The sequence below is a fragment of the Paenibacillus sp. FSL K6-1558 genome (assembly GCF_038002565.1).
GTDB classification, from domain to species: domain Bacteria; phylum Bacillota; class Bacilli; order Paenibacillales; family Paenibacillaceae; genus Paenibacillus; species Paenibacillus polysaccharolyticus.
The window spans coordinates 4866572-4889382 of the sequence record NZ_JBBOCV010000001.1; the positions used below are offsets into that span (position 1 = coordinate 4866572).

The 22811-nt window shown below is 40.5% G+C and carries 8 protein-coding genes; all 8 read left to right on the forward strand.

Features of this window, described 5'->3' with window-relative positions:
• Positions 1–10 precede the first annotated feature (10 nt).
• Positions 11–13900 (forward strand): non-ribosomal peptide synthetase, encoded by a 13890-nt coding sequence (locus MHI38_RS21045; RefSeq protein WP_341181628.1) that lies wholly within the window; start codon positions 11–13, stop codon positions 13898–13900.
• 26 nt (positions 13901–13926) lie between these two features.
• Positions 13927–16548, forward strand: coding sequence for an amino acid adenylation domain-containing protein (locus MHI38_RS21050; RefSeq protein WP_154891154.1), 2622 nt, complete (start codon positions 13927–13929; stop codon positions 16546–16548).
• A gap of 20 nt (positions 16549–16568) precedes the next feature.
• Entirely contained in the window at positions 16569–17690 is a 1122-nt protein-coding gene (gene gntC, locus MHI38_RS21055) for a guanitoxin biosynthesis PLP-dependent (S)-gamma-hydroxy-L-arginine cyclodehydratase GntC (RefSeq protein WP_154891155.1), read from the forward strand.
• Positions 17687–18466, forward strand: coding sequence for an alpha/beta fold hydrolase (locus tag MHI38_RS21060; protein ID WP_445667241.1), 780 nt, complete (start codon positions 17687–17689; stop codon positions 18464–18466). The genes gntC and MHI38_RS21060 overlap by 4 nt, the downstream gene beginning before the upstream one ends.
• Positions 18463–19314 carry a DUF2785 domain-containing protein gene (locus tag MHI38_RS21065; protein WP_341181629.1) on the forward strand — a complete coding sequence of 284 codons (852 nt, stop codon included), beginning with the start codon at positions 18463–18465 and terminating at the stop codon, positions 19312–19314. The genes MHI38_RS21060 and MHI38_RS21065 overlap by 4 nt, the downstream gene beginning before the upstream one ends.
• A 225-nt stretch (positions 19315–19539) precedes the next feature.
• On the forward strand, positions 19540–20721 hold the full coding sequence (locus tag MHI38_RS21070; protein ID WP_154891158.1) for an alanyl-tRNA editing protein: 1182 nt from the start codon (positions 19540–19542) through the stop codon (positions 20719–20721).
• Positions 20722–20741: 20 nt separating this feature from the next.
• The gene (locus MHI38_RS21075; RefSeq protein ID WP_341181630.1) at positions 20742–22130 is read left to right on the forward strand and encodes a DUF1963 domain-containing protein; all 1389 of its coding nucleotides are present in this window, start codon (positions 20742–20744) and stop codon (positions 22128–22130) included.
• Positions 22131–22265: 135 nt separating this feature from the next.
• Positions 22266–22724 (forward strand): GNAT family N-acetyltransferase, encoded by a 459-nt coding sequence (locus tag MHI38_RS21080; RefSeq protein WP_154891160.1) that lies wholly within the window; start codon positions 22266–22268, stop codon positions 22722–22724.
• The last annotated feature ends 87 nt before the right edge of the window (positions 22725–22811 follow it).

The following is a 22811-nucleotide window of genomic DNA, read 5'->3' on the forward strand; positions in this document are numbered from 1 at the left end:
GGATTTTCCTATGATAGAAATGAAAAAGCTCCAAAAAGAAAGTGTAGAAGATATGTATCCCCTCAGCCCTGTGCAGGAAGGGATGTTATTTCATTACCTGAATCACCCAGGCAGTAAATTATATTTTGAACAGCTTGTTCTAGATTTAGATGGTCACGTAGACAGTGCTTTATTCCGAAAAGCATGGCAGCTCGTCGCAGAATCAAATGAGATGCTGAGAACTGTGTTTCGATGGGATAAGTTATCGGCGCCAATACAAATTGTATTGAAAGAATGCTTCCTATCTATAAAAGAGCATGACCTCTCTAGTGAGCGGGAGGACGAACGAGAACGACTTTTGCAATCTATTTTAGAAGAGGATCGTGCTAATCCGATAGATATAAGTAGTGAACCATTCCGGATTATACTTTGTAAGTTGGAGGTTGGTCATTATCAAATGATAATAACCAATCATCATATTATACTGGATGGTTGGAGTAACGGGATTTTGCTGAAAGAATTTTTCCGGTTTTATGGTCAGCTTCGAACTGGACAAGAATTTAGAATTATTACAAAAAATAAGTATAAACAGTTTATAGAGTGGCATCGCCAGCAGGACAGTATGGAACAAAAAAAATTTTGGGATTCGTACTTGAAAGGGTTTGACACCAAAAATCTTTTGCCGAAGCGTAGCAGATTTTCAAAAAAAGTCACTGATCCACATAGTTACCCTTTGACGTTACCAAATGAATTCAAAGAGCGGATGGCACAAACGGTAAGGGAGTTAAAGACAACCTCAGCAACGTTATTATATACTGCATGGGGAATTTTACTACAGCGATATAGTAACACATGGGATGCTGTTCTCGGAACGACAGTATCTGGGAGAAGTGCCTCTGTTGAAGGTGTTGATAATATGGTTGGACTTTTCATTAACACCCCTCCGCTACGGGTGAAAACAGAGCTAAACGATAGTGTCCAGGATCTTTTGAAACGAGTGGAGGCAGGTATTTATGAGAGGGAGCAATACGAAAGTACTTCTATTGTAGATATTAAGGCTTGCAGTGAAGTTGGGATTCAAGAGTCTTTGTTTGATTCAATACTAGTCATTGAAAATTACCCCCTTGAAAAGACTATGATGAAATCGGAAGATGGACTAAGGGTAACTGACTACTCCATATTTGAACAAACCAATTTTGACCTTACAGTCGAAATTGAACTTTTTGATGAAATAAGATTAACATTCTCATATATGAGTGATTTGTTTGACGAAGCAATGATTCAGAGGATGTCTATGCACTATGTGAATATATTAGAACAGATGATTTGGAACTATAATTTGCCGATCACTCAGATTGATCTGTTGACTAAAGAGGAAGAGAAGCAATTAAGTATAGAGTTTAACTCAACTACAGCTGATTATCCTAATTTTGCGATGATTCATGAACTGTTTGAAAATCAAGTAAAGAAGACCCCAGATCATGTAGCAGCTGTCTATGGTAATTCTAGGGTGACTTATAGGCAACTTAACGAACGCTCCAATCAGCTTGCTCGGAAACTGAGAAGCATGGGGGTTGGAAGAGATTCGATCGTGGCGTTGATGGCTGAACGATCACTGACGATGATTACAGCTATTATGGCTATTGTCAAGGCAGGCGGTGCTTATTTGCCGATTGATCCAGAATATCCGCAGGATCGTATCCAGTTTATTCTTGAGGACAGCGGAGCAAAGATGCTATTAACACAAAAGCATTTGGTAGAGCGTCACACTCTCAATATTCAGATGATAAATGCTGATGATCCCAAGTGGTATGAGGGTGAATACTCCAATCTGGAACGTATGGGCTCCTCAGAGGATTTGGCTTATGTTATTTACACTTCGGGTTCTACTGGAAAGCCTAAGGGAGCGATGATTGCTCATTATTCTCTTGTTAATCGGATAAACTGGATGCAGAAACAATATCCGATTAATGAGTCTGACGTAATTATGCAGAAAACCCCATTTACTTTTGATGTATCTGTGTGGGAAATGTTTTGGTGGACGGTGAATGGTGCGAGTGTATGTTTCTTGGAGCCAAGCGGTGAAAAAGATCCACACGCGATTATAAAATGCATTCATCAACACAATGTAAGTACGATGCACTTCGTACCGTCGATGTTAAACAGTTTTCTAGATTATGTTCAAGTGATGGATGAAGTAGAGATGATTTCCAGTCTGAAACGAGTATTCTGCAGTGGGGAAGCACTTGGAGTGAGTCAGGCGAAGAAATTTAATGATTATTTACATGAAACAATGCAGGTAGAATTAATAAATTTATATGGACCGACAGAGGCTACTATTGATGTATCTTATTATAATTGTTCTGCAGATAATCGTATGGAACTCATTCCAATTGGAAAGCCAATAGATAATATTCAGTTATATATTTTGGATCAGGTTGGAAAACTGCAGCCTGTAGGTATAACGGGAGAACTTTGTATTGCTGGAGATGGCCTTGCGAGAGGATATTTGAACCGAACTGAATTGACATCCGAAAAATTTGTAGATAACCCGTTCGTATCGGGTAAGAAAATGTACAAAACAGGGGATCTCGCACGTTGGTTGCCAGATGGTAATATTGAGTACCTTGGCAGAATGGATCATCAGGTAAAGATTCGTGGAGTCAGAATTGAGCTAGGAGAGATCGAAAAGCAACTTACAGTTTATCCGGCTATAAAGGAAGCAGTGGTTGTTCCAAAAACAGATGAGAGCGGCAGTACTTACTTGTGTGCATATTTTACAGCTGACAACGATGTATTGATTACGGATATTAAGAAACATTTAGCTGCAAATTTGCCTAGCTACAGTATTCCTAGTTTTATCGTTCGATTAAAGCATCTTCCTTTATCATCTAATGGGAAACTAGACCGTAAGGTATTACCGGACCCCGATACAACTTCGACAATAGCGACTGAATACACACCACCGTCTACCATGCTAGAAGAAAAGTTGGTAGCAATATGGCAGCAGGTACTTAATATTCAACAAGTAGGAATTGACTACAATTTCTTTGAAATGGGTGGACATTCATTACGAGCGACGTCAGTTGTATCTAGAATTCATAAAGAAACGGATGTAAAGATCCCGTTAAGTTACATTTTTGAGTATCCAACGATTCGGGAATTGGCAAGTATGATTGAACAATTAGATACAAGTCGTTATATCGAACTACAACCTGTAGGAATAAGGGATCATTATTCAGTTTCCTCGGCTCAAAAAAGACTTTATATTCTGAACCAGTTGGAAAATGGCTCTATGAACTATAACATGTCAGGCACAGTAGTCATACAAGGCAGGCTGGATCGTGAGCATCTGCAGACTGCACTACAACGTTTGATACAAAGGCATGAAGCCCTTCGTACTTCATTTTTGGTGAAGAATGGCGAGATTGTACAAGAAGTCCATCCCGATGCTGAATTTCAACTGGAGCATGTAAAAATGCATGATTTTGAAATTCCGAAAGTTATGCAACAATTTGTAAAACCATTTGATCTGAGTCAAGCTCCGTTGATTAGATGCCGACTGATTGAATCTGAATCGGAGAAGTATGTATTGCTGCTTGATATGCATCATATCATCTCAGATGGTGTTTCAATGAATATTCTCATACAGGATTTTATTGATATTTATAAGGGGAACGAACTCCCTGAACTTGCAATACAATACAAAGATTATTCTGTATGGCAAAATACCATGATAGAATCAAAAGCATTCCTAAATCAGGAAAAATATTGGTTGGATACATTCAAAGGGGGCGTACCGACTCTAGAATTGCCTTTGGATAGGGTTCGACCAACTTCACAAAGTTTTGAGGGAGATAGCTTCACTTTTGAGTTAAAAGCAAGAGATGCTGAAGCGATACTCTCTCTGGCGAATAAAACTGGCACGACGCTCTACATGGTGTTGTTAGCCGCATATCATCTTTTACTCTCCAAATATTCAGGACAAGATGATATTATAATCGGATCGCCTGTGGCAGGACGGCATCATGCGGGGACTGATCGTATTTTGGGCATGTTCGTTAACACGCTTCCGATGCGTAATCACGCTCGGGCTGAATTAACATTTGGGCAGTTCCTTCAACAGGTAAAACAACAGTCTCTGCTAGCATTCGAGAATCAGGATTATCCTTTTGAGCTTCTCGTTGAAAAAACAGTACAAACTAGGGAAATCAGTAGAAATCCGTTGTTTGATACCATGTTTGTGCTTCAAAATACAGAGAACATCACTATTGATTTAGATGGGCTTTCATTTCAATTATATGATTACGAATCTAATATCTCCAAATTTGATCTAACGTTGAGTGCCCAAGAAGAAAAAGGTAGCATATTATTCCGATTCGAGTATGGTATTAATCTCTTTAATAGACCTACGGTTGAAAGGATGGCACAGCACTTCCTGAATTTATTACAAAATATCCCTACATCTTTGAACCAGCGTCTAGCTGAGATGAAAATTATGTCATTTTCTGAGGAAAAGCAAGTTTTATTTGATTTTAATAATACGCGTAGTGTGTATCCTAAAGACAAGACTTTAGGTCAGTTATTCGAAGAACAGGTCGAACGAACACCGGATCAATGCGCGATTATACATGAAAATTATCAGCTAACATATAGAGAGTTGAATGATAAGGTTAACATTCTTTCTTGTGAACTCAGATCGAGAGGTGTAGGTCGGGAGGACATTGTCGCTGTGTTGGCGGAACGCACTCCGGAAATGATTATAGGTATCCTTGCCATTGTGAAGTCGGGTGGGGCTTACATGCCAATAGACTCGCAATATCCTGAACATCGTATACAATACATGATTGAAGACAGTAGAAGTGTACTGCTCTTAACAACTAACAAACAACCTTTAGATATTGGTTATTCAGGAGAATGGCTGGATATAAGTCGGGAAAATGAGCGTCTTTGGAATTCGGAAGCAGACCCTGTTGTGGGAACCAATATGTCATCGGATCTAGCTTATATAATCTATACTTCGGGTTCCACAGGGAGACCGAAGGGGACAATGATTGAGCATAGAAGCGTTATTAGACTTGTGAAAAACACGAATTATATTACCTTTGAAGCGGGAGATAAAATTCTTCAGACGGGATCACTTGTATTCGATGCTTCTACTTTCGAAGTATGGGGAGCTCTTTTAAACGGATTACAATTATGTCTTGTTGATGAGGACGTAATTTTGTCTTCTCGTAAATTGCATGAAGCGATAGTTGCGTTGGAGATAAATATGATGTGGTTAACAGCCCCTTTATTTAATCAACTTTCTTCAGCAAAACCGGAGATGTTTGAGACGCTTAAATATTTGTTGATTGGTGGTGACGTGTTATCACCTGCACATATTCAAGCCGTAAAAAATCAATGTAAAAATGTCACGATTATTAATGGATATGGCCCGACGGAAAATACAACATTTACTACATGTTTCTCCATCGAAAGCTACGTTAAAGGACCAATTCCGATTGGAAGGCCTATAAGTAATACTAGCGTGTACATTGTAGATAAGAATCAAATGCCTTGTCCTATCGGTGTCCCTGGTGAGCTTTATATTGGTGGAGATGGTTTAGCTAGGGGATATTTAAATAATCCAGAGTTAAATGAAGAGAAGTTCATATCTATTCCTTTGGAACAGTCTGGAGAGTTGACAGATATCAAGTTGTACCGCTCAGGGGATCGTGGGCGTTGGCTGGTTGATGGAAACATAGAGTTCATGGGCAGAATGGACACTCAAGTGAAAATACGTGGATATCTTGTTGAGATTCCTGAAATTGAGAAACGGATTCTCAACTATGAGGGTGTCAAAGCGGTTGTTGTAGTTCCTAAAGGCAGCGAAACCAATAAACAGCTTTGCGCATATCTAACAGCGGATACTACAGTAAAGACGACTGTGATTCGAGAGTTTCTATCATTAGAATTGCCAAGTTACATGATTCCTGCTTATTTTGTCGTTATGGACACCTTGCCTCTAAAAGTCAGCGGTAAGATTGATATCGATGCATTACCGGAGATTGAGGAAAATCTAATAATGCAAGGAAGATATAAGGCTCCTTCCAATGATGTGGAAGAGAAACTAATCAGTATATGGCAAGAACTCTTAGGATTTGAGGAGATTGGAGTAACTCATAATTTCTTTGAATGTGGAGGACATTCCCTGAACGCAACGTTATTAATGGCTCAAATTCATAAGGAATTTGAAGTTGAGATGCCGCTGCGAGAGTTGTTCAAGAGCCCCACTATTGAGCAGCTTGCAGAGTATATTGTTGCGTCTACGAAGTTGAATCAATATGTTCCTATCGAACCCTTGGAAAAAGCCGCTTACTATGCAGCTTCCGCAGGACAAACTAGGTTGTATGTTCTTAGTCAATTAGATGGAGTTGGCGTAAGCTATAACGTCCCAGCAGCCTTTATAGTGAAAGGGAATCTGGATCATACTAGAGTTGAACGGGTTATCCAGCAATTGGTTCAAAGACATGAACTGTTGCGGACATCTTTTGAAATGGTTTATGGGAAGGTCGTACAGATTGTACACGAGAAAGTTGATTTTAGAGTAGAACGACTAGAGACGAAGGAAGAATATATTGAAGAGACTCTTAGAAGGTTTATTCATCCTTTCAATGTTCATAGTGCTCCCTTAATAAAGGCAGGGATAGCTAACATTCGAGAGGATAGACACCTTTTGCTGTTTGATATGCATCATATGATAACAGACGGAACCTCCATGGGCATTTTAATAGAGGAATTTATCCAATTGTATGAGGGAATTGAGCTATCACCTTGTCGTATTCAGTACAAAGATTTTGCATATTGGCAGAACATGTTACTTGAGAGTGATAGAATTCAACAACAAGAGCAATATTGGCTTGATACATATGCCGGGGAAATTCCAGTTCTGAATTTGCCAACGGACTATGTTCGCCCAGCTATGCAAAGTTTCCAGGGAAAGCGGTTTTCGTTTGAACTAGACAGAATGCTATCAGACCGATTGAACATTTTCGTTAGACAGACGGGTGCAACGCTCTACATGGTCTTGCTAGCAAGTTTTAATGTGCTACTCCATAAATATACTAGTCAAGAGGACATTATTGTCGGCTCTCCGATTGCTGGCAGATCACATGCGAATGTGAAATCTATGCTGGGGATGTTTGTGAATACACTTGCTATGCGTAGTAAGCCTTGCGGTGAAAAGACGTTTTTGAATTTTCTTCGTGAAGTCGAAGAGACGACATTAACAGCTCTGGAGAACGCTGACTATCCATTTGAACAGTTAGTGGAGAAACTGAACATACCAAGAGATAAGGGAAGGAACCCCTTATTCGATGTCTTGTTCGTACTCCAAAATATGAATATGAAAAAGCTTGAAGTTAAAGGACTCCAGTTCGAGCCCCTTCGTGTGGATCACCAAGCAGTGAAGTTTGATCTTGCACTTAACGTTGAGGAGAACGAGGGTGTTGTTCAATTTCTTTTGGAATACAGTACGAAGTTATTCAGGGATGAGACAATGGAACGTTTTAGTAAGCATTTTATATGCATTCTTGAACAAATTGTTGATCATTCTGAATTAAAAATTGCAGAGATCGAACTGTTATCATCTGATGAGAGAGAGCAACTGTTATTTGGTTTCAATAACACAGAAGCTGAATTTCCGAAGGATATCATGATTCATGAATTGTTCAAAGAGCAGGCAGAAAGAATACCTGAGCGGATTGCTGTCGTGTTTGGTGATGAAAGTCTAACATATCAAGAACTTCACGAACGATCCAACCAATTGGCCAGATTGCTTAGGGATAATGGGATAGGAAGAGATGATGTCGTAGCATTAATCGCTGAACGCTCAATTGAGATGATTGTAGCTATTATGGCTATTGTTAAAGCGGGAGGGGCTTATCTTCCAATTGATCCTCATTATCCGCTGGAACGTATTCAATTCATGCTAGAAGATAGTAATTCTAAGATTTTATTGACGCAAGAAATATGGATGGCTCAGTTTAGTGCGTGCCATTTAAAAGTGATGAGTTTAAATGATTCAACTTTATATCAAGGTGACAGCTCAAATCTGGTTCGTGTGGGAACTTCCCAAGATCCGGCTTATATCATCTACACTTCTGGGTCTACAGGTCAACCCAAGGGAGTTATTATTGAACACCAAGCTTTGGTGAACCGAATTCTATGGCAGCAAAAGAAATATCCTATCGGTGAACAGGATATTATTATGCAAAAAACTCCATTTACTTTTGACGTGTCAGTATGGGAGATGTTCTGGTGGGCGATTACAGGCGCTCAAGTATGTTTCCTACAACCCGGAGGTGAAAAGGATCCTGCTGCAATCATTGAGTGTATTGATCATCATCAGATTACCACAATGCATTTCGTACCATCAATGTTAGGAATCTTCCTTGAAGAAATTGAAAGGCCAGAGACGGTTAACAAATTAACAAGTCTTCGTCAAGTTTTTACTAGCGGAGAGGCACTGAGCGGAAAACAAGCAATTAAATTCAATGAACTTCTTTGCGATAGTATAGGGGTCAAACTGATTAATCTCTATGGACCGACGGAAGCGGCGATTGATGTAACCTATTTTGATTGTTCAATGAGAGATGATCTGGAGAATGTCCCCATTGGCAAACCGATTGATAATATTCAAATCTATATTGTTGATGCAGAGGATAAGTTAAAACCAATTGGGGTTCCAGGAGAACTATGCATTGGCGGCACTGGCCTTGCAAGAGGTTATCTGAATCGCACTGAACTTACGGCAGAGAAATTTGTACTCAATCCCTATGTGCCAGGTAGCAGAATGTATAAGACCGGGGATATGGCTAAATGGTTACCTGATGGGGAGATCGCATATTTAGGAAGACTTGATGACCAAGTCAAAATTCGTGGGATTCGGATTGAGTTAGAGGAAATTGAAAGGAAATTGGTTCAACATCCTCAAATCAAAGAAGCAGTAGTGGTGGCAAGAAGTCGTGCAGGAAATCCATATCTATGTGCTTACTTTACTGTTTCTTCTGAGGTAACAATTAGCGAACTACGGACATATCTCTTAAAGAAGCTTCCGGATTATATGGTGCCGAGTTTTATGCTGCAACTTGAAAACATTCCATTGAGTCTGAATGGGAAAGTAGATCGCAAGGCACTTCCGGTGTTAGACAAAGAAGTCGTTACACAAACGCCATATATTGCCCCATCAACTCTTCTTGAAATAAAAATTGCGGAAATATGGAATCAAATTATGGGACCGGGGCATGCCATCGGTGCGTGTGACAACTTTTTTGAAATCGGAGGTAACTCTTTAAGCGCTGCAGCTGTGGTATCCAAAGTACGCAAACAGCTGAGGGTTGAAATTCCATTGAGTGAAATGTTCAATAGCCCCACTGTTAAACAGCTAGCTGAATATATTGAGAGCCAGAAGCGTGTTTCCTATAATCCCATTCAGTCTGCAGAGTTCAGGGATTATTATCCCGTATCTTCCGCGCAAAAAAGATTATACATGATGTGCCAATTTAATGGAGTAGATACCAGTTACAATATGCCTGTCGCATTGTCTCTAAAGGGTATCCTTAATATGACCAGTTTGAAGGAAGCAGTTCAGAAGCTCATAGATCGACATGAAGGATTGCGTACAACTTTTGATATAGTAGACGATCAGATTGTTCAGAGAATCCATACAGATGTAGTTAGTTCCATTGACATTCTGACAGATTCGGGACGACATATTCATGAAATTCAGAGAGCATTTGTCCGGCCATTTGATCTGTCTGAGGCCCCATTATTAAGAGTCGGGTTGGTAAAAATTGCAGACAATGAGCATATGTTACTGATGGATATGCACCATATCATCTCGGATGGTTTGTCTATGAATATTCTAATTCAAGAGTTTTGTAGCTTGTATCAAGGGCTGTTGTTACCCGAAATTGGTATTCAATATAAGGATTATGCTGTATGGCAAAACAGTAGTGAATATAAGGAAGCTATAGCTGAGCAAAGGGAGTATTGGCTTGAGCTTTTTTCGAGAGATATCCCTGTATTGGATATGCAAACGGAAGGAGTACGTCCTGCAATCCAGAGCTATAATGGGGCTAGCATAGACCTCCAGCTTGACCAACAGCTAAGTTTATCTTTGAAGAGGTTTGCAACTGACAATGGAGCGACGCTTCATATGCTTATGATGTCAGCATTTTATGTCTTGTTGTATAAATATACCGGTCAGGAAGAGTTCGTTATTGGGACGCCTATCGCGGGAAGAGATCAGGAAGAATTAAAAAATACTGTTGGAATGTTTGTTAATATGCTACCACTACGAAATAAAGTATCTGGTGGGCAAACGTTTAACCAGTTGCTCCAAGAATGTAAACTGACTGCACTTGCAGCTTATGACAATCAAAATTATTCGTTTGATGATCTGGTTGAACAACTTCATTTGCAAAGAGATTTGAGTAGAAATCCATTATTTGATGTGGTTTTTGCTTTACAAAGTATCACTCAAGATGTTTTTTCAATGGGTGAAGACTTGAAACTTAATTTTCACAATTTTGAGAGTCGTACAGCGAAATACGATTTATCTATGGATATTTTAGAACAGCCAGATGTAGTGTCAATTAGCATAGAATACTGTACTGACTTGTTTTCCAAGACAATGATAGGAAACCTTGCGAAACATTATGTAAATATCCTTAAGGAAATAGTTGAACGTTCTGAAATTAAGATTCAAGAACTTAACATGCTAACAATAGAGGAAACAAGCCGAATATTGCATGAGTTTAACAGAACTGAGAGAAGTTACGATCGCGAACAGACATTGCATGCACTGTTCGAAAAGCGCTCATTGCTGAATCCTCTTGAAATTTCATTAGTTTATGGTGATGTCAAAATTTCTTACGACCAGTTAAACAAGAGAGCAAATCAGGTTGCGCATATTCTCAAAGATAAAGGAATAGCAAGAAATGATATCGTTGGAATTCTGGCGGGGCGTTCTATAGACATCATTGTAGCCATACTTGCTGTGCTAAAAGCGGGGGCAGCTTATATGCCTATTGATCCTGATTATCCAGAGGAACGTAAGAATTATATGTTGAAGGACAGTAGAGCCAAGCTCTTGATGACGACGGGAATTACGATGGCACCAGATGATTATAATGGAGCAGTAATAAATCTTGATGACGAATCGTTGTACAAGGGAGTCTCTCATAACCTTGAGAACGTAAATGAGGCACAAGATTTAGCGTATATCATGTATACATCAGGATCTACTGGAAATCCGAAAGGTGTTATGATCACACATCAGAGCGTTCATAATTTGTCCATGTACTATCATGAAATGTTCGACTTGTCACTTCATCGGAATATTGTTCATATGGCTAATGTATCGTTCGATGCTTCGATCGTCGAAATTTTTCCACCACTTATATATGGGGCTACGATATTTATTCTTGAGAAGGATCAGGCACTTGATCGGAGGGCATTCCTTCATTTCGTGAAGGAAAATAGTATTCAGATCGCTCAGTTTGTACCGGTTACGTTGAAAGAGCTCTTGAGCTATGATGAGAAGCCTGAAAGTCTAGATATTGTTATTGTTGCGGGTGATAAGCTGGACGATACTCTTAAACTAGATATTCTTTCCAAAGGTTATCAATTAACTAATCATTATGGTCCTACCGAAGCGACAGTAGATTCGATCGTAGCAATATGTAATCCGTGGTCTACGACGATCGGCAAGCCTATCGCAAACACAAGAGTTTACATTTTGGATAAGGATAACAATATTTCCCCCATCGGGGTTCCAGGAGAATTATGTATTGCAGGAGATGGGCTTGCCCGCGGATATCTGAACAATCAGGAACTTACAGCCAAAAAGTTTTCAGATAATCCTATATCTCCTGGTGAGGTCATTTATAGAACGGGTGACTTAGGAACCTGGACAAGTGACGGAGACATCATATTTTTAGGGCGTCAAGATAATCAAATCAAGCTTAGGGGATATCGAGTTGAACCAGGGGAGATTGAAGAGAAATTGCTGAAATATGTTGGGATTAATGAAGTGGTAGTCATTGATCGCATAGATAAGACCGGAAGCAAGTATCTTTGTGCTTACGTGATTTCAGATGGGGAACTCGACCTTAAAGCGATAAAGAGATATCTTTCGAAGGAGCTTCCCGAGTATATGATCCCTACGCGTTTCATGCGAATCGAGGAGTTTCCATTAACTTCTAACGGAAAAGTAAATAGTAAAGTTTTACCGGAACCAGAGAACTTACAGAGCCTGAGTATCGAGTACACTGCACCAGTTAACGAGACTCAAAAAATTTTAGTACAGATGTGGGAACAGGTTCTTGATGTAACAGGTATCGGCATCCATCATAACTTCTTCGAATTAGGTGGACATTCGTTGAAAGCAACTATCCTTATATCCAAAATACACAAGGAATTAAATACAGTTGTTCCTTTGGCTAAACTATTCAGGCATCCTACAATTCAAGAATTAACAACATTCATTCAGGCAGCTGAATACAATCCGCATATTTCAATCCAGTCTGCGGAGATCATGCCATATTATCCAGTATCCTCATCTCAGAAACGAATTTATATCATGTGGAAGATGAATGAACATTCCACAGCATACAATATGCCATCAGGAATGATTCTTGAAGGGGAAATGGATATATTGAAGTTTGAGAATGCAGTGAAGAAACTGGTCGAACGGCATGAGATATTAAGAACTTCGTTTGATCTAAATGATGGTGAACCTGTGCAGATTGTTCAATCTCATGTTGACACGGATATCCAATTCTTAAAAGGGACAGAAGAAGAACTTAGAGAACGTGCGTTACATTTCATTAAACCTTTTGATTTAACCGCTGCACCTTTGTTTAGAGCAGCTTTGATTACTTTTGAAGAAAATAGGCATTTGATGTTGTTCGATGTGCACCATATTGTATCGGATGGAATATCATTATCAATTATGTTACAGGAATTTGCTAGTTTGTACGGAGGAATCGAACTGGATGACCCAAAACTTCATTATAAGGATTATGCTGTCTGGCATAACCTTTTAATGCAATCGGAAGAGATTAAGGCATCCAGAAAGTACTGGATCGATAGTCTTAGAGATTTTGTTTATACTGAGTTACCTGCTGCCAGGGCATCTGTCGGACAACGACCAAAGGGCATAGTAAAACAAATGGTGATTGAATCTGAATGGATAGGACATGTAAATAAATTTTGTCATAAACATGAGATAACTCGTTCCGTTTTTATATTGGGTGTTTTCCAGATGGCATTACTACGAGTTATGGATCGAAGTGAACTTACATTAGGCGTAACGGTAGCAGGTAGAAGACGAGAAGAGACAGAGTATATGCCGGGAGTATTCCTTAATCTGATGTTGATCAGTTCTAGCCTTCATCATGCGGAGACATTCATTGATTATTTACACCAACTACAGAATAAATTGATGGAAGGTCAGGAACATCAAGATTATCCGTATGAGTCGCTATATGCTGATGCCAAGGAACTATTAAACTTTCGTTACGAATCTTTATTTTCAATCTTGTTTAATTATTTACCGCTAAAAGATGCCGAGGTATGGTCTTTTGAAGGGTTTAACGTTCAGCCATTCACATTTGACGAGTTAGAGCCAAAATATGGATTAACACTCTATGCGGCCGAGACAGAGGACAGTATTACATTGGACTACTTGTTCAATAATAGCATCGATGAGTCAATGATGCTGAACTTGACTGAAGGATTCAAAACAGTACTTGAAGTTGTAGTTGAACAAAACGAAATTCCGATTAGTAGGGTCTTCCTATCGCCAAAAGAGAGCCCGAATGTATTTCTGGAGGAATTCGACGACGCATTTGATAATGATGATTTCTTCTGACTATTTGAAGCGGGGGGCTACAATCTATGACATCAATAGCAACCGTAAAATTGAAAAACGTTCATGAGACAGTAAGTTATGTAGCAAGTAATACACCTGATCACATTGCAATCGAGTGGGGTACCAGGAAGGTCACTTATGCTGAATTAGAGCACCAGTCGAATTTGATCTCAAATTTTTTGCGAGAGAAGGTAGGAAAGCAAAAAAATATCGGAGTAATGCTGGATAACAGCATTACTCTCGTTTCATCCATTCTTGGAATATTCAAAGCCGGTTTAATATATGCACCAATGGATCCCTCCTTCCCTGAAAAGCGACTCCAATACATGATAAATAAAGTGGAGTGTGAGTGGCTGATTACTGATACTGAATGGTTGGATAAGATCGAATTGATTATGAAGGATGCAAACAGGAAAATTAACGTTCTCCTCCTAGATAATAAAGAGATGGTTAGAAAAGGCTATGATCATATCAACGTAGTTATCATGAATTCGAATGCTGAACATGATCAAGAGATGACTGTAGTTGAGGAAAACAAAAATGGCTATATTATTTTCACTTCTGGATCTACGGGCAATCCGAAAGCGATCCTAGGAAGACACCGAAGTCTGAAACATTTTATTGATTGGGAGATCAAGGAATTTGGTGTGGATCAGAGTTTTAGGATTAGTCTACTGACCTCACCTTCGTTTGATCCATTTTTAAGAGATGTATTTGTCCCTTTGTGTTCCGGTGCAACACTCTGTATCCCTGATAGTAGAGAGATGATTGCTGACTCGTCATATCTCTTACAATGGCTGGAGCAGAATAAGGTTCATTTGATGCATCTCGTTCCCACACTATTTCGGTCTTTAACTACAGAGATTAAAGACTCAAATAGGTTAAAGGATCTGCGTTATATCCTTCTAGCTGGTGAAATGCTGAGAGGAAGCGATGTAAAACCGTTTATAGAATTATTTGGAAGTAGAATACAACTGGTGAATATGTATGGTCCAACTGAAACAACGCTAGCAAAATTTTTCTACAGAGTACAGGAAGAGGATGCCAATCGCATCACGATTCCTGTGGGACGACCTATTTCAGATACAAATGTGATGATTCTAACCAGTGACATGCAGATTTGTCCTGAGGGAAACATAGGAAATATCTACATTCGGACACCCTACATATCTTCAGGTTATTACAAAGACCGTGATTTGACTGCATCCGTCTTCATGAAAAATCCGTTTACGGATAATCCTCAGGATATCATTTACAAAACGGGAGACGTGGGCAAGATGATGCATGGAGGCAACTTGGATTTAATAGGCAGGGCTGACCATCAGGTCAAGATTCGTGGATTTCGAATCGAACCTGAAGAAATTGAGAATGTGCTATTAAAACACGACGATATTCGTGAGGCTATTGTAACAGCCCAAGAAGAAAAAGGCGGGGACGCCTTGTTGTGTGCTTATATTGTTGCCAACAGAGAACTTACTGTTCCTGAATTAAGAGAACATCTGTCCGCTAATCTGCCTGAGTATATGGTTCCATCTTACTTTGTTCAATTAGAACATATACCACTTACACCAACAGGGAAAGTTGATCGCAAATCGCTTCCTAGGCCTCAAGCAGTTCAGAACCTTGGTGTTGAATATCAGGCACCCAATACCGAAGTTGAGCAGAAGCTGGTGCATATCTGGGAACGTGTCCTGAACATTAAAGAAATTGGTACTAACTATAATTTCTTCGAGATTGGTGGTAATTCCATCAATTCTCTCAAGATTGTGAGTGAAATTAAAAAAGAATTCCAGGTGAATATCTCACTGGGCGAGTTGTTTTCCAATCCGACGATATCTGCTTTAGCGAGTAGTATTGAGATGGAAGGCATGTTCTCGCATATGGAATGTGTAGTTAGAATGAATCGGGTTTCAAGTGAGAAAAAAAATATTTTTATTCTTCACAGCCTTGATGGCACAGTATTCGGATATAAAGAATTAGCTAAGCGCCTTGAACAGGATTGCAATTTTTATGCTGTGCAGGGCAAAGGATTAATTGAAGGGTCTTCATTGCCTCAGAACCTGGATGAATTAGTGTCATTCTATATGCATGAGATTAAACAGGTGCAGCCTAAGGGGCCTTATATTATTGGGGGACATTGCTTCGGAATTATGTTTGCGTATAGCCTTGTGCAAATGTTAGAGAATATGGGGGAAACTGTTGAAAAGCTGATTGTTATCGATGAGCAGCCATGGTTAAATGATAACCAGCTTAAATATGTGTGGCTCCGTTCTGTTTTGTCGAGACCATATAAAGTGGTAAAACGATCCATGCTTCGAAGATTTCAGAAATCACCGAATAGTTGGACTCACGACTATTATCTAAAACATTCTAAAAAAAATATAAGTAACTTCCCACAAATGACTGTTCAAGAAAACTTCAGATATATTGAAAAAAAGTATAAAATCAGGTCCAAAATTGAAAGTGATATTTTAGCAATCAAAGCAAATGATTCGGTATGGGTAAGATTCACTCAATCGTACTGGGAAAAGATGACCCGAGGAAAAGTAACTATTATAGATACTCCAGGAGATCATTGGAATCTGTTTTCTGATCCCTATTTACTAGGTTTAGTTGAAATCTTCCAGAAAGAATTGAAAAATAAATGATATAAAAGGAGAGTTCAATTATGCAAATGGCACTGCACTTGATGGAACCTTGGTTGATCGAAAATCAATATACGAAATTTAATCTAGGAGAAAGTGGGATAGAAGATCGCACACTTGGTGAAGTCCTTGAGCTTACTGAAACGAAGATAGAAGAGTTGCTTCAATGCAGTTTTAAAAACAATGATACGTACGGTTCCCTCCAATTGAGAACAAGTATTGCTTCATTTTATGACAATGTAAGCCCTGAAGAGATTATTGTAACAACAGGTGTAAGTGAAGCTGTCTTTATTTATTATCATCTTCGTTATGAGCCGGGTGCAAATGTTATTGTTCCATTCCCTGCATTCCAGACCTTATATGAAGTTCCTAAGTATTTAGGTTATGAAGTCAGATTATTAGATCTCAAGACCGAGGAAGGATTTAAAATCAATATAGAAAGTTTGAAATCCATGATTGATAACAACACCAAGATCATCGTGCTGAACAATCCTCATAATCCTACTGGGGCACTTCTTACAGATAGTGAAGTTGCGGAAATTATTCAGATTGCTGAACAGTATGGAATTGAAATCTTGGCTGATGAACATTACAGGTTTATTCCTTATGGAGATGAAGATTTAATTCCATCTCTATATGGAAAGTCGGAGTGTGTTGTCGCTGTGGGGTCGATGATAAAATGTCTCGCCTGTGTTGGACTTCGGGTAGGTTGGGTGGTTGCAGATAGAACGCTGGTTGATCAAATTCGTGATTTTAAAGATTATACGACACATACGATTTGTTCAATTAATGACTTCCTGGCCTATCGTCTTCTGCTTCACTGGGAAAAAATTGGTATGGAGCACAAGTCGTGGGTATTGGAAAATATAACTGAATTTAGAAAACTTGTTGCCAGGCACAACTCCGTCATAGACTGGATTGAACCAAAAGGAGGAATTGTGGCATTTCCTTTTTTGAAAGATAAGTCGATCAGTAGTCAGCATTTTGCAGAGAGGTTAATTGAGAATACTGAGGTGTCAGTTCTGCCTGGTGAAGTCTTCGAGCGACCAGGTCATTTCCGGATTGGTTTCGGTCTCCATCCTGACAAATTTCGTGGCGCAATGGAACGGATGTCTCAATTCCTCACAGCAAAAGCATGGGAATAAATACTAATGGGTCTGGTTTTTTTAATAGGTATGACGAAGCTTATTATATATATGGGGATTGCAAATTGTATTGTAAATATTCACGAAATGGGACCCCAAGCGTTGTCTTTATTGCTGGCTTAGGCGACAGCTGTGAGACATGGAATCTGATTCAGGATCAGATATCAGAAGTAGCATCAACGTTCTCGTATGACCGCGCAGGGGTAGGAAAAAGTGAAGGAACTTCAGTACCTCGGACTTGTAAAGATCTGGTGAACGAGATGTTAGAATTGTTACTTGTACACAATATGAAATCGCCATTTATACTGGTGGGCCATTCTTTTGGAGGTTTAATAGCCAGATTATGCGGGAGCTTGTATCCAAATCTTGTATCAGGGATTGTTTTAGTTGATGGGGTTCCGGAATATAAGGAACTTGCCTATGAAAAGGTATTGACTGGAACACTGCGTGTAAGTAATAGGGAATATTACGAAAATCCACTTTTAAATCATGAGTTGATTGATAAGGTAGCTAGTTATGAACAGATTACTCAACACTCCCAGTTATATGATATTCCTCTCGCAATTATTACAAGAGGCTTGCCGGATCGGATGGAAGACACCTGGCCTGCTCAAGCCATTTTGGAAATTGAGCAAAAGTTACAATTTGACTTTCAGAAGTTGTCAACGTCAAGTAGACATAGGATTGCTTGTTGCAGTGGACATAATATCCATCATGATGAACCGGAAATTGTAATTGAAGAGATTATGGGCATATTAAAGGAGATGAAAAAATGAACGATTTGCGTGCAAAGCTTATCATGGATCTGCAGAGAATTGAAGCAGAGGATTACCACCTTCGTGAAGGGGAATATCTGCATGATATATTACCACTAATGCTGCGATATATCGGAGATCCGCATCCCGAACTTCGCGATGAGTTAATTTATCCAACGTTTTATAATTGGATACAAACCGAGAATTTATTTTCTCGAGAAGAATTATGTAATCTTCTAAATACTCTAATAGATGAGCAGCATTTGTTTTATCATATTGGCAATGTAGGGGATGAAACCGTATTCACAAGGACATTCTCTGCCCTACCAATTGCTTTAATTATTCGCAGCCATCGTCAGAATCCTTTTCTGAATTCATTTGATTTTATAAAGTTGAAGAATGGACTTCTTCGTTACTATAAGGAAGAGAAAGATTTGAGGGGTTACGTACCTCAAGGAGGGTGGGCTCATAGTGCAGCTCACGGTGCGGATATGTTAGTGGAGCTGATACAATGTCCAGAGAGTGACTCAGATTTGCAGTTAGACATTCTAAATTCGATTCAGAACATGCTGGAAAATAAAACACATATCTTCAGTGAAGAAGAAGATGAGCGAATGACAACCATTCTGGATACCATAATAGAACAGAGTTTGCTTTCGCAAAAGGATATCATATCATGGATTAACGGATTGGTTCGATGTACAAGCTGGCCTAGAAATCGAGGTCAGGTTATATCCAGAGTGAATGTTAAAAACTTCTTACGCAGTCTCTATTTTCGTAGGTCCCAGGATGAACGAGATAATAATCTTGTTGAAGCAATCCGTTCAGCTGAGATGAATGTGAATAAATTCGCCAAGTCTAGGGTTTAGTTGAATAATAATAGGGACCGTTTTGTAGGCTAGCTTACAAAACGGTTTTTTTATCTTTGTAAACGGAGGATGCAGAGTGGAATATACAAATGTGCAGTTTATCCAATGGTATTCCTGATGTAAAAGCGAGGAATAAAAGTGGCAATATTGGCTTTCGCTATGGGAAATAGTGTAATCTGAGAGTAGAGGTAACTTACTTGAACGAGAAGGGAACGAATCCATTCAATGACTCAAAAAATTTACTATGACTCTGCCTACACGCGCGAGTGGCATACACATATTACCAATCGAATGACGAAAGAAGATGGCGTATACGTTACACTCGCCGAGACTGCATTTTATCCGCACGGCGGTGGACAGCCCTGTGATCTGGGACAGATTGGCGGCATTGCTGTTCTGGATGTGAACTTGGAAAACGGAGAAGTATGGCATAAGCTAGAGCGTTCCCCGGAGCAGGATGATGTGGACTGTGAGCTGGATTGGGAGCGAAGATTTGACCACATGCAGCAACATACGGGCCAGCATTTGTTATCAGCAATTACACTAAAACTGACGGATGCCATGACACTCAGCTTTCACCTGGGCATGGACTACGCTACGATTGATGTAGCTGCAGAGAATCTCAGCGCAGCACAGCTGGCTGAAGTCGAGCAAGAGGTGAATCGGCAGATTGTTCGCAATGCTCCGGTTCGTAGTTCATGGGTTACCGCGGAGGAAGCGACACGTTTACCTTTAGTGAAGCAACCGACAGTGACGGAGGACATTCGCATCGTGGAGATTGAAGATGTAGAGTACAATGCTTGTGGCGGTACACATGTGGCAGCTACAGGCGAAGTAGGCATCATTAAGCTGCTGAAAACGGAGAAGATCAAGAGCAGCACACGAATTTATTTTAAATGCGGTACGAGAGCTTTAAACGAGTTCATGGCCGTTCAGCAGGTGTTGAACGGTATTACGACCAAATTAAAGACAAGCCGGGACGAGCTTCTGGAGCGTATTGGGAAAATGGAACAGGAGCAGAAACAGCTGCAAAGCGAGCTGAATGCTGTCAAATCTGCCAACGACGCTTACTACGCACAGGAACTGCTTGCGGCACGGGAAGGGCTGGTCATTGCCCGGATTTTCGAGGACAAATCACTCAAGGACATGCAAAGTCTTGCTACCAAACTTACGGAAGAACATGAAGGTTTGGTGCTGTTTGCCAGCATCTCGGAAGCGAAGGTTGTGCTGGCTCAGAATGGACAGCCGTCCGAATGGGCGTGCGGGCCGTTTTTCAAAGGAAATCTCGGGGCTTACCAAGGCAAAGGCGGCGGTAGCGAGAAAATAGCTCAGGCAGGATTCGAGAGCAGTGAGGATGCGCTTGCGTTTTACGAATTCACCAAGGAGCAACTTGGACACCATTCCTAAAAATTGAAGGAGGCAGAAGCATGGCAGAACGTATTCCGTGTATACGTGAAGGATGCGACCATATGATTTTGCCAGCAACAGCGGCTAAAACAGGTGGGTATTGTATGCCTTGTAAGCAGGAGATGGAACGGGAGGCACATCAACGTTATATTGCAGCGAATAGGCGTGATGTTGATCTGTATGAGGGCGTTACGGATGCGGTGCAGATTCTGAAAATCATGCATGAACCTCGGACATATAACGAACTTATTCGATATGTACCGTATAGGTACTCTATGGAACAAGTGTATCTGTCCCTTACAGCAGAGCAGCAACATGAGATGAAGCGTTACGCAATGGAGTTGATCCGCTCAGATGATGAGGACGGCGGTAAGGATATTTTGCAGTATCTTGTTTATTATCATGATCTGCCCTTGACGTCGGAAATTCCTGAACTTTTGGAGCGGGAGATTGTTTATCCAGCGGTTTTATTCAAAAGCGCCTCTGGCGAGACGCGAGATCATCTGATTCAGCAGGTGAACAACGATGGGGAGAATCGTAACCACTTTCTGATCATGCTGGCTTATATCGGTGACGAAGTGGTTGTACAACAGTTCTTGCAGTGGAGGCAGGCTCCGCCCCTGTGGGCCAGCGAGCTGTATGTCGCACCTGAGCGTTACACGTTGCAGGCGGGTTGGGAGTTAACCGAAGAAGGTCAACGCAGAGAATTGTTCATCACCCCGAGTTATTCATTGTATGAAGCAGAATACAGTGATGTAGAGGCAGGCGAGAGTGAGAACCTGAATGGTTCTCCGATTTCTTTACTTGTGCCAAGCTCCAAGCTTTGTCCCTGGTGTGGTAGTTCATTTATCAGCTTAATGAATTTACATGTGAAACATCCATCGCTTCGGTCTGTTCACTGGAACTCTCCACAACTTGATGTGCAGACCTGCTTGGTATGCAGCAGTTACAGCGTGGTGTACATGGAAATGGATGCAGAAGGGAAACCAATCTGGAGTGAGTATAATGTGAAGCCGGACGGATTTGATGAAATTGATGTAGAAGAGATGAGCGTAGATGTTTCGGGAGTTAGCTCAAGTAGCTTAGATGTAGGTAGCCTTGCTGGCGAGGGAGAGTGGTCAGGAGGGGCGCAGGAGCAGGTACAGCGACGTTGGTTCCGTATCGCGCCGGAACCGCGTCAGCCTTTCCATGGTAGTGAGTGGGCAATGGAACCTTCTATATCACAGGTTGGGGGTCACCCCGGCTGGGTGCAAGATGCAGATTATCCAGTATGTCCAGCCTGCTCTGCTACGATGAAAGCTATCGGACAGTTGGACGGTGAGATGATTCAGGAGAATGGTGAAGGTGTGTATTACATGTTTGCGTGTGAGCCATGCCAGATGACAGCAGTATCGTATCAGCAATCATAATATAATCCACCCACTTTCTTATCGTTTTCCAGCAAGAAACCACTGTTGTTATAAAACCTGACATCGTTGTAATATATAATCATTGATCAGCTTCGTGGAGAGATAAATCACAAAATGTCGGCAGGAGTGGAAACGATGGAAATTAGAGTGGATGATTTGAGTGGGCATCAAGTAAAAGCACTAATCGCGGAGCATTTGTTAGGTATGGCGGCGGATTCCCCACCAGAGAGCATACATGCTTTGAATCTGGATGGGCTGAAGAAGCCCGAGATCACATTTTGGTGTGCATGGGAAGGCAATGAGCTACTTGGCTGCGGAGCCATTAAAGAATTGAACACGGGGCATGGGGAACTGAAATCGATGCGTACAGCTTCCGCTCATTTACGTAAAGGGGTAGCCCGCCATATTTTGACGCACATCATTGAAGAGGCTATGTCTCGTGGATATCAGCGCATCAGTCTGGAAACGGGTTCGATGGATTCGTTTATCCCGGCACGCAAGTTGTATGAAGACTTTGGTTTTGAATATTGCGAGCCGTTTGCTGATTATGTTCTAGACCCAAACAGTACATTTATGACCAAAGTTATCGGATAACATTATAGACGATGAATCTAAACGGAAACGGCCAGTCTCTCTAGTATAGGGGGGCTGGTTTTTAACGTTTATTTATGTGTTGAAGTG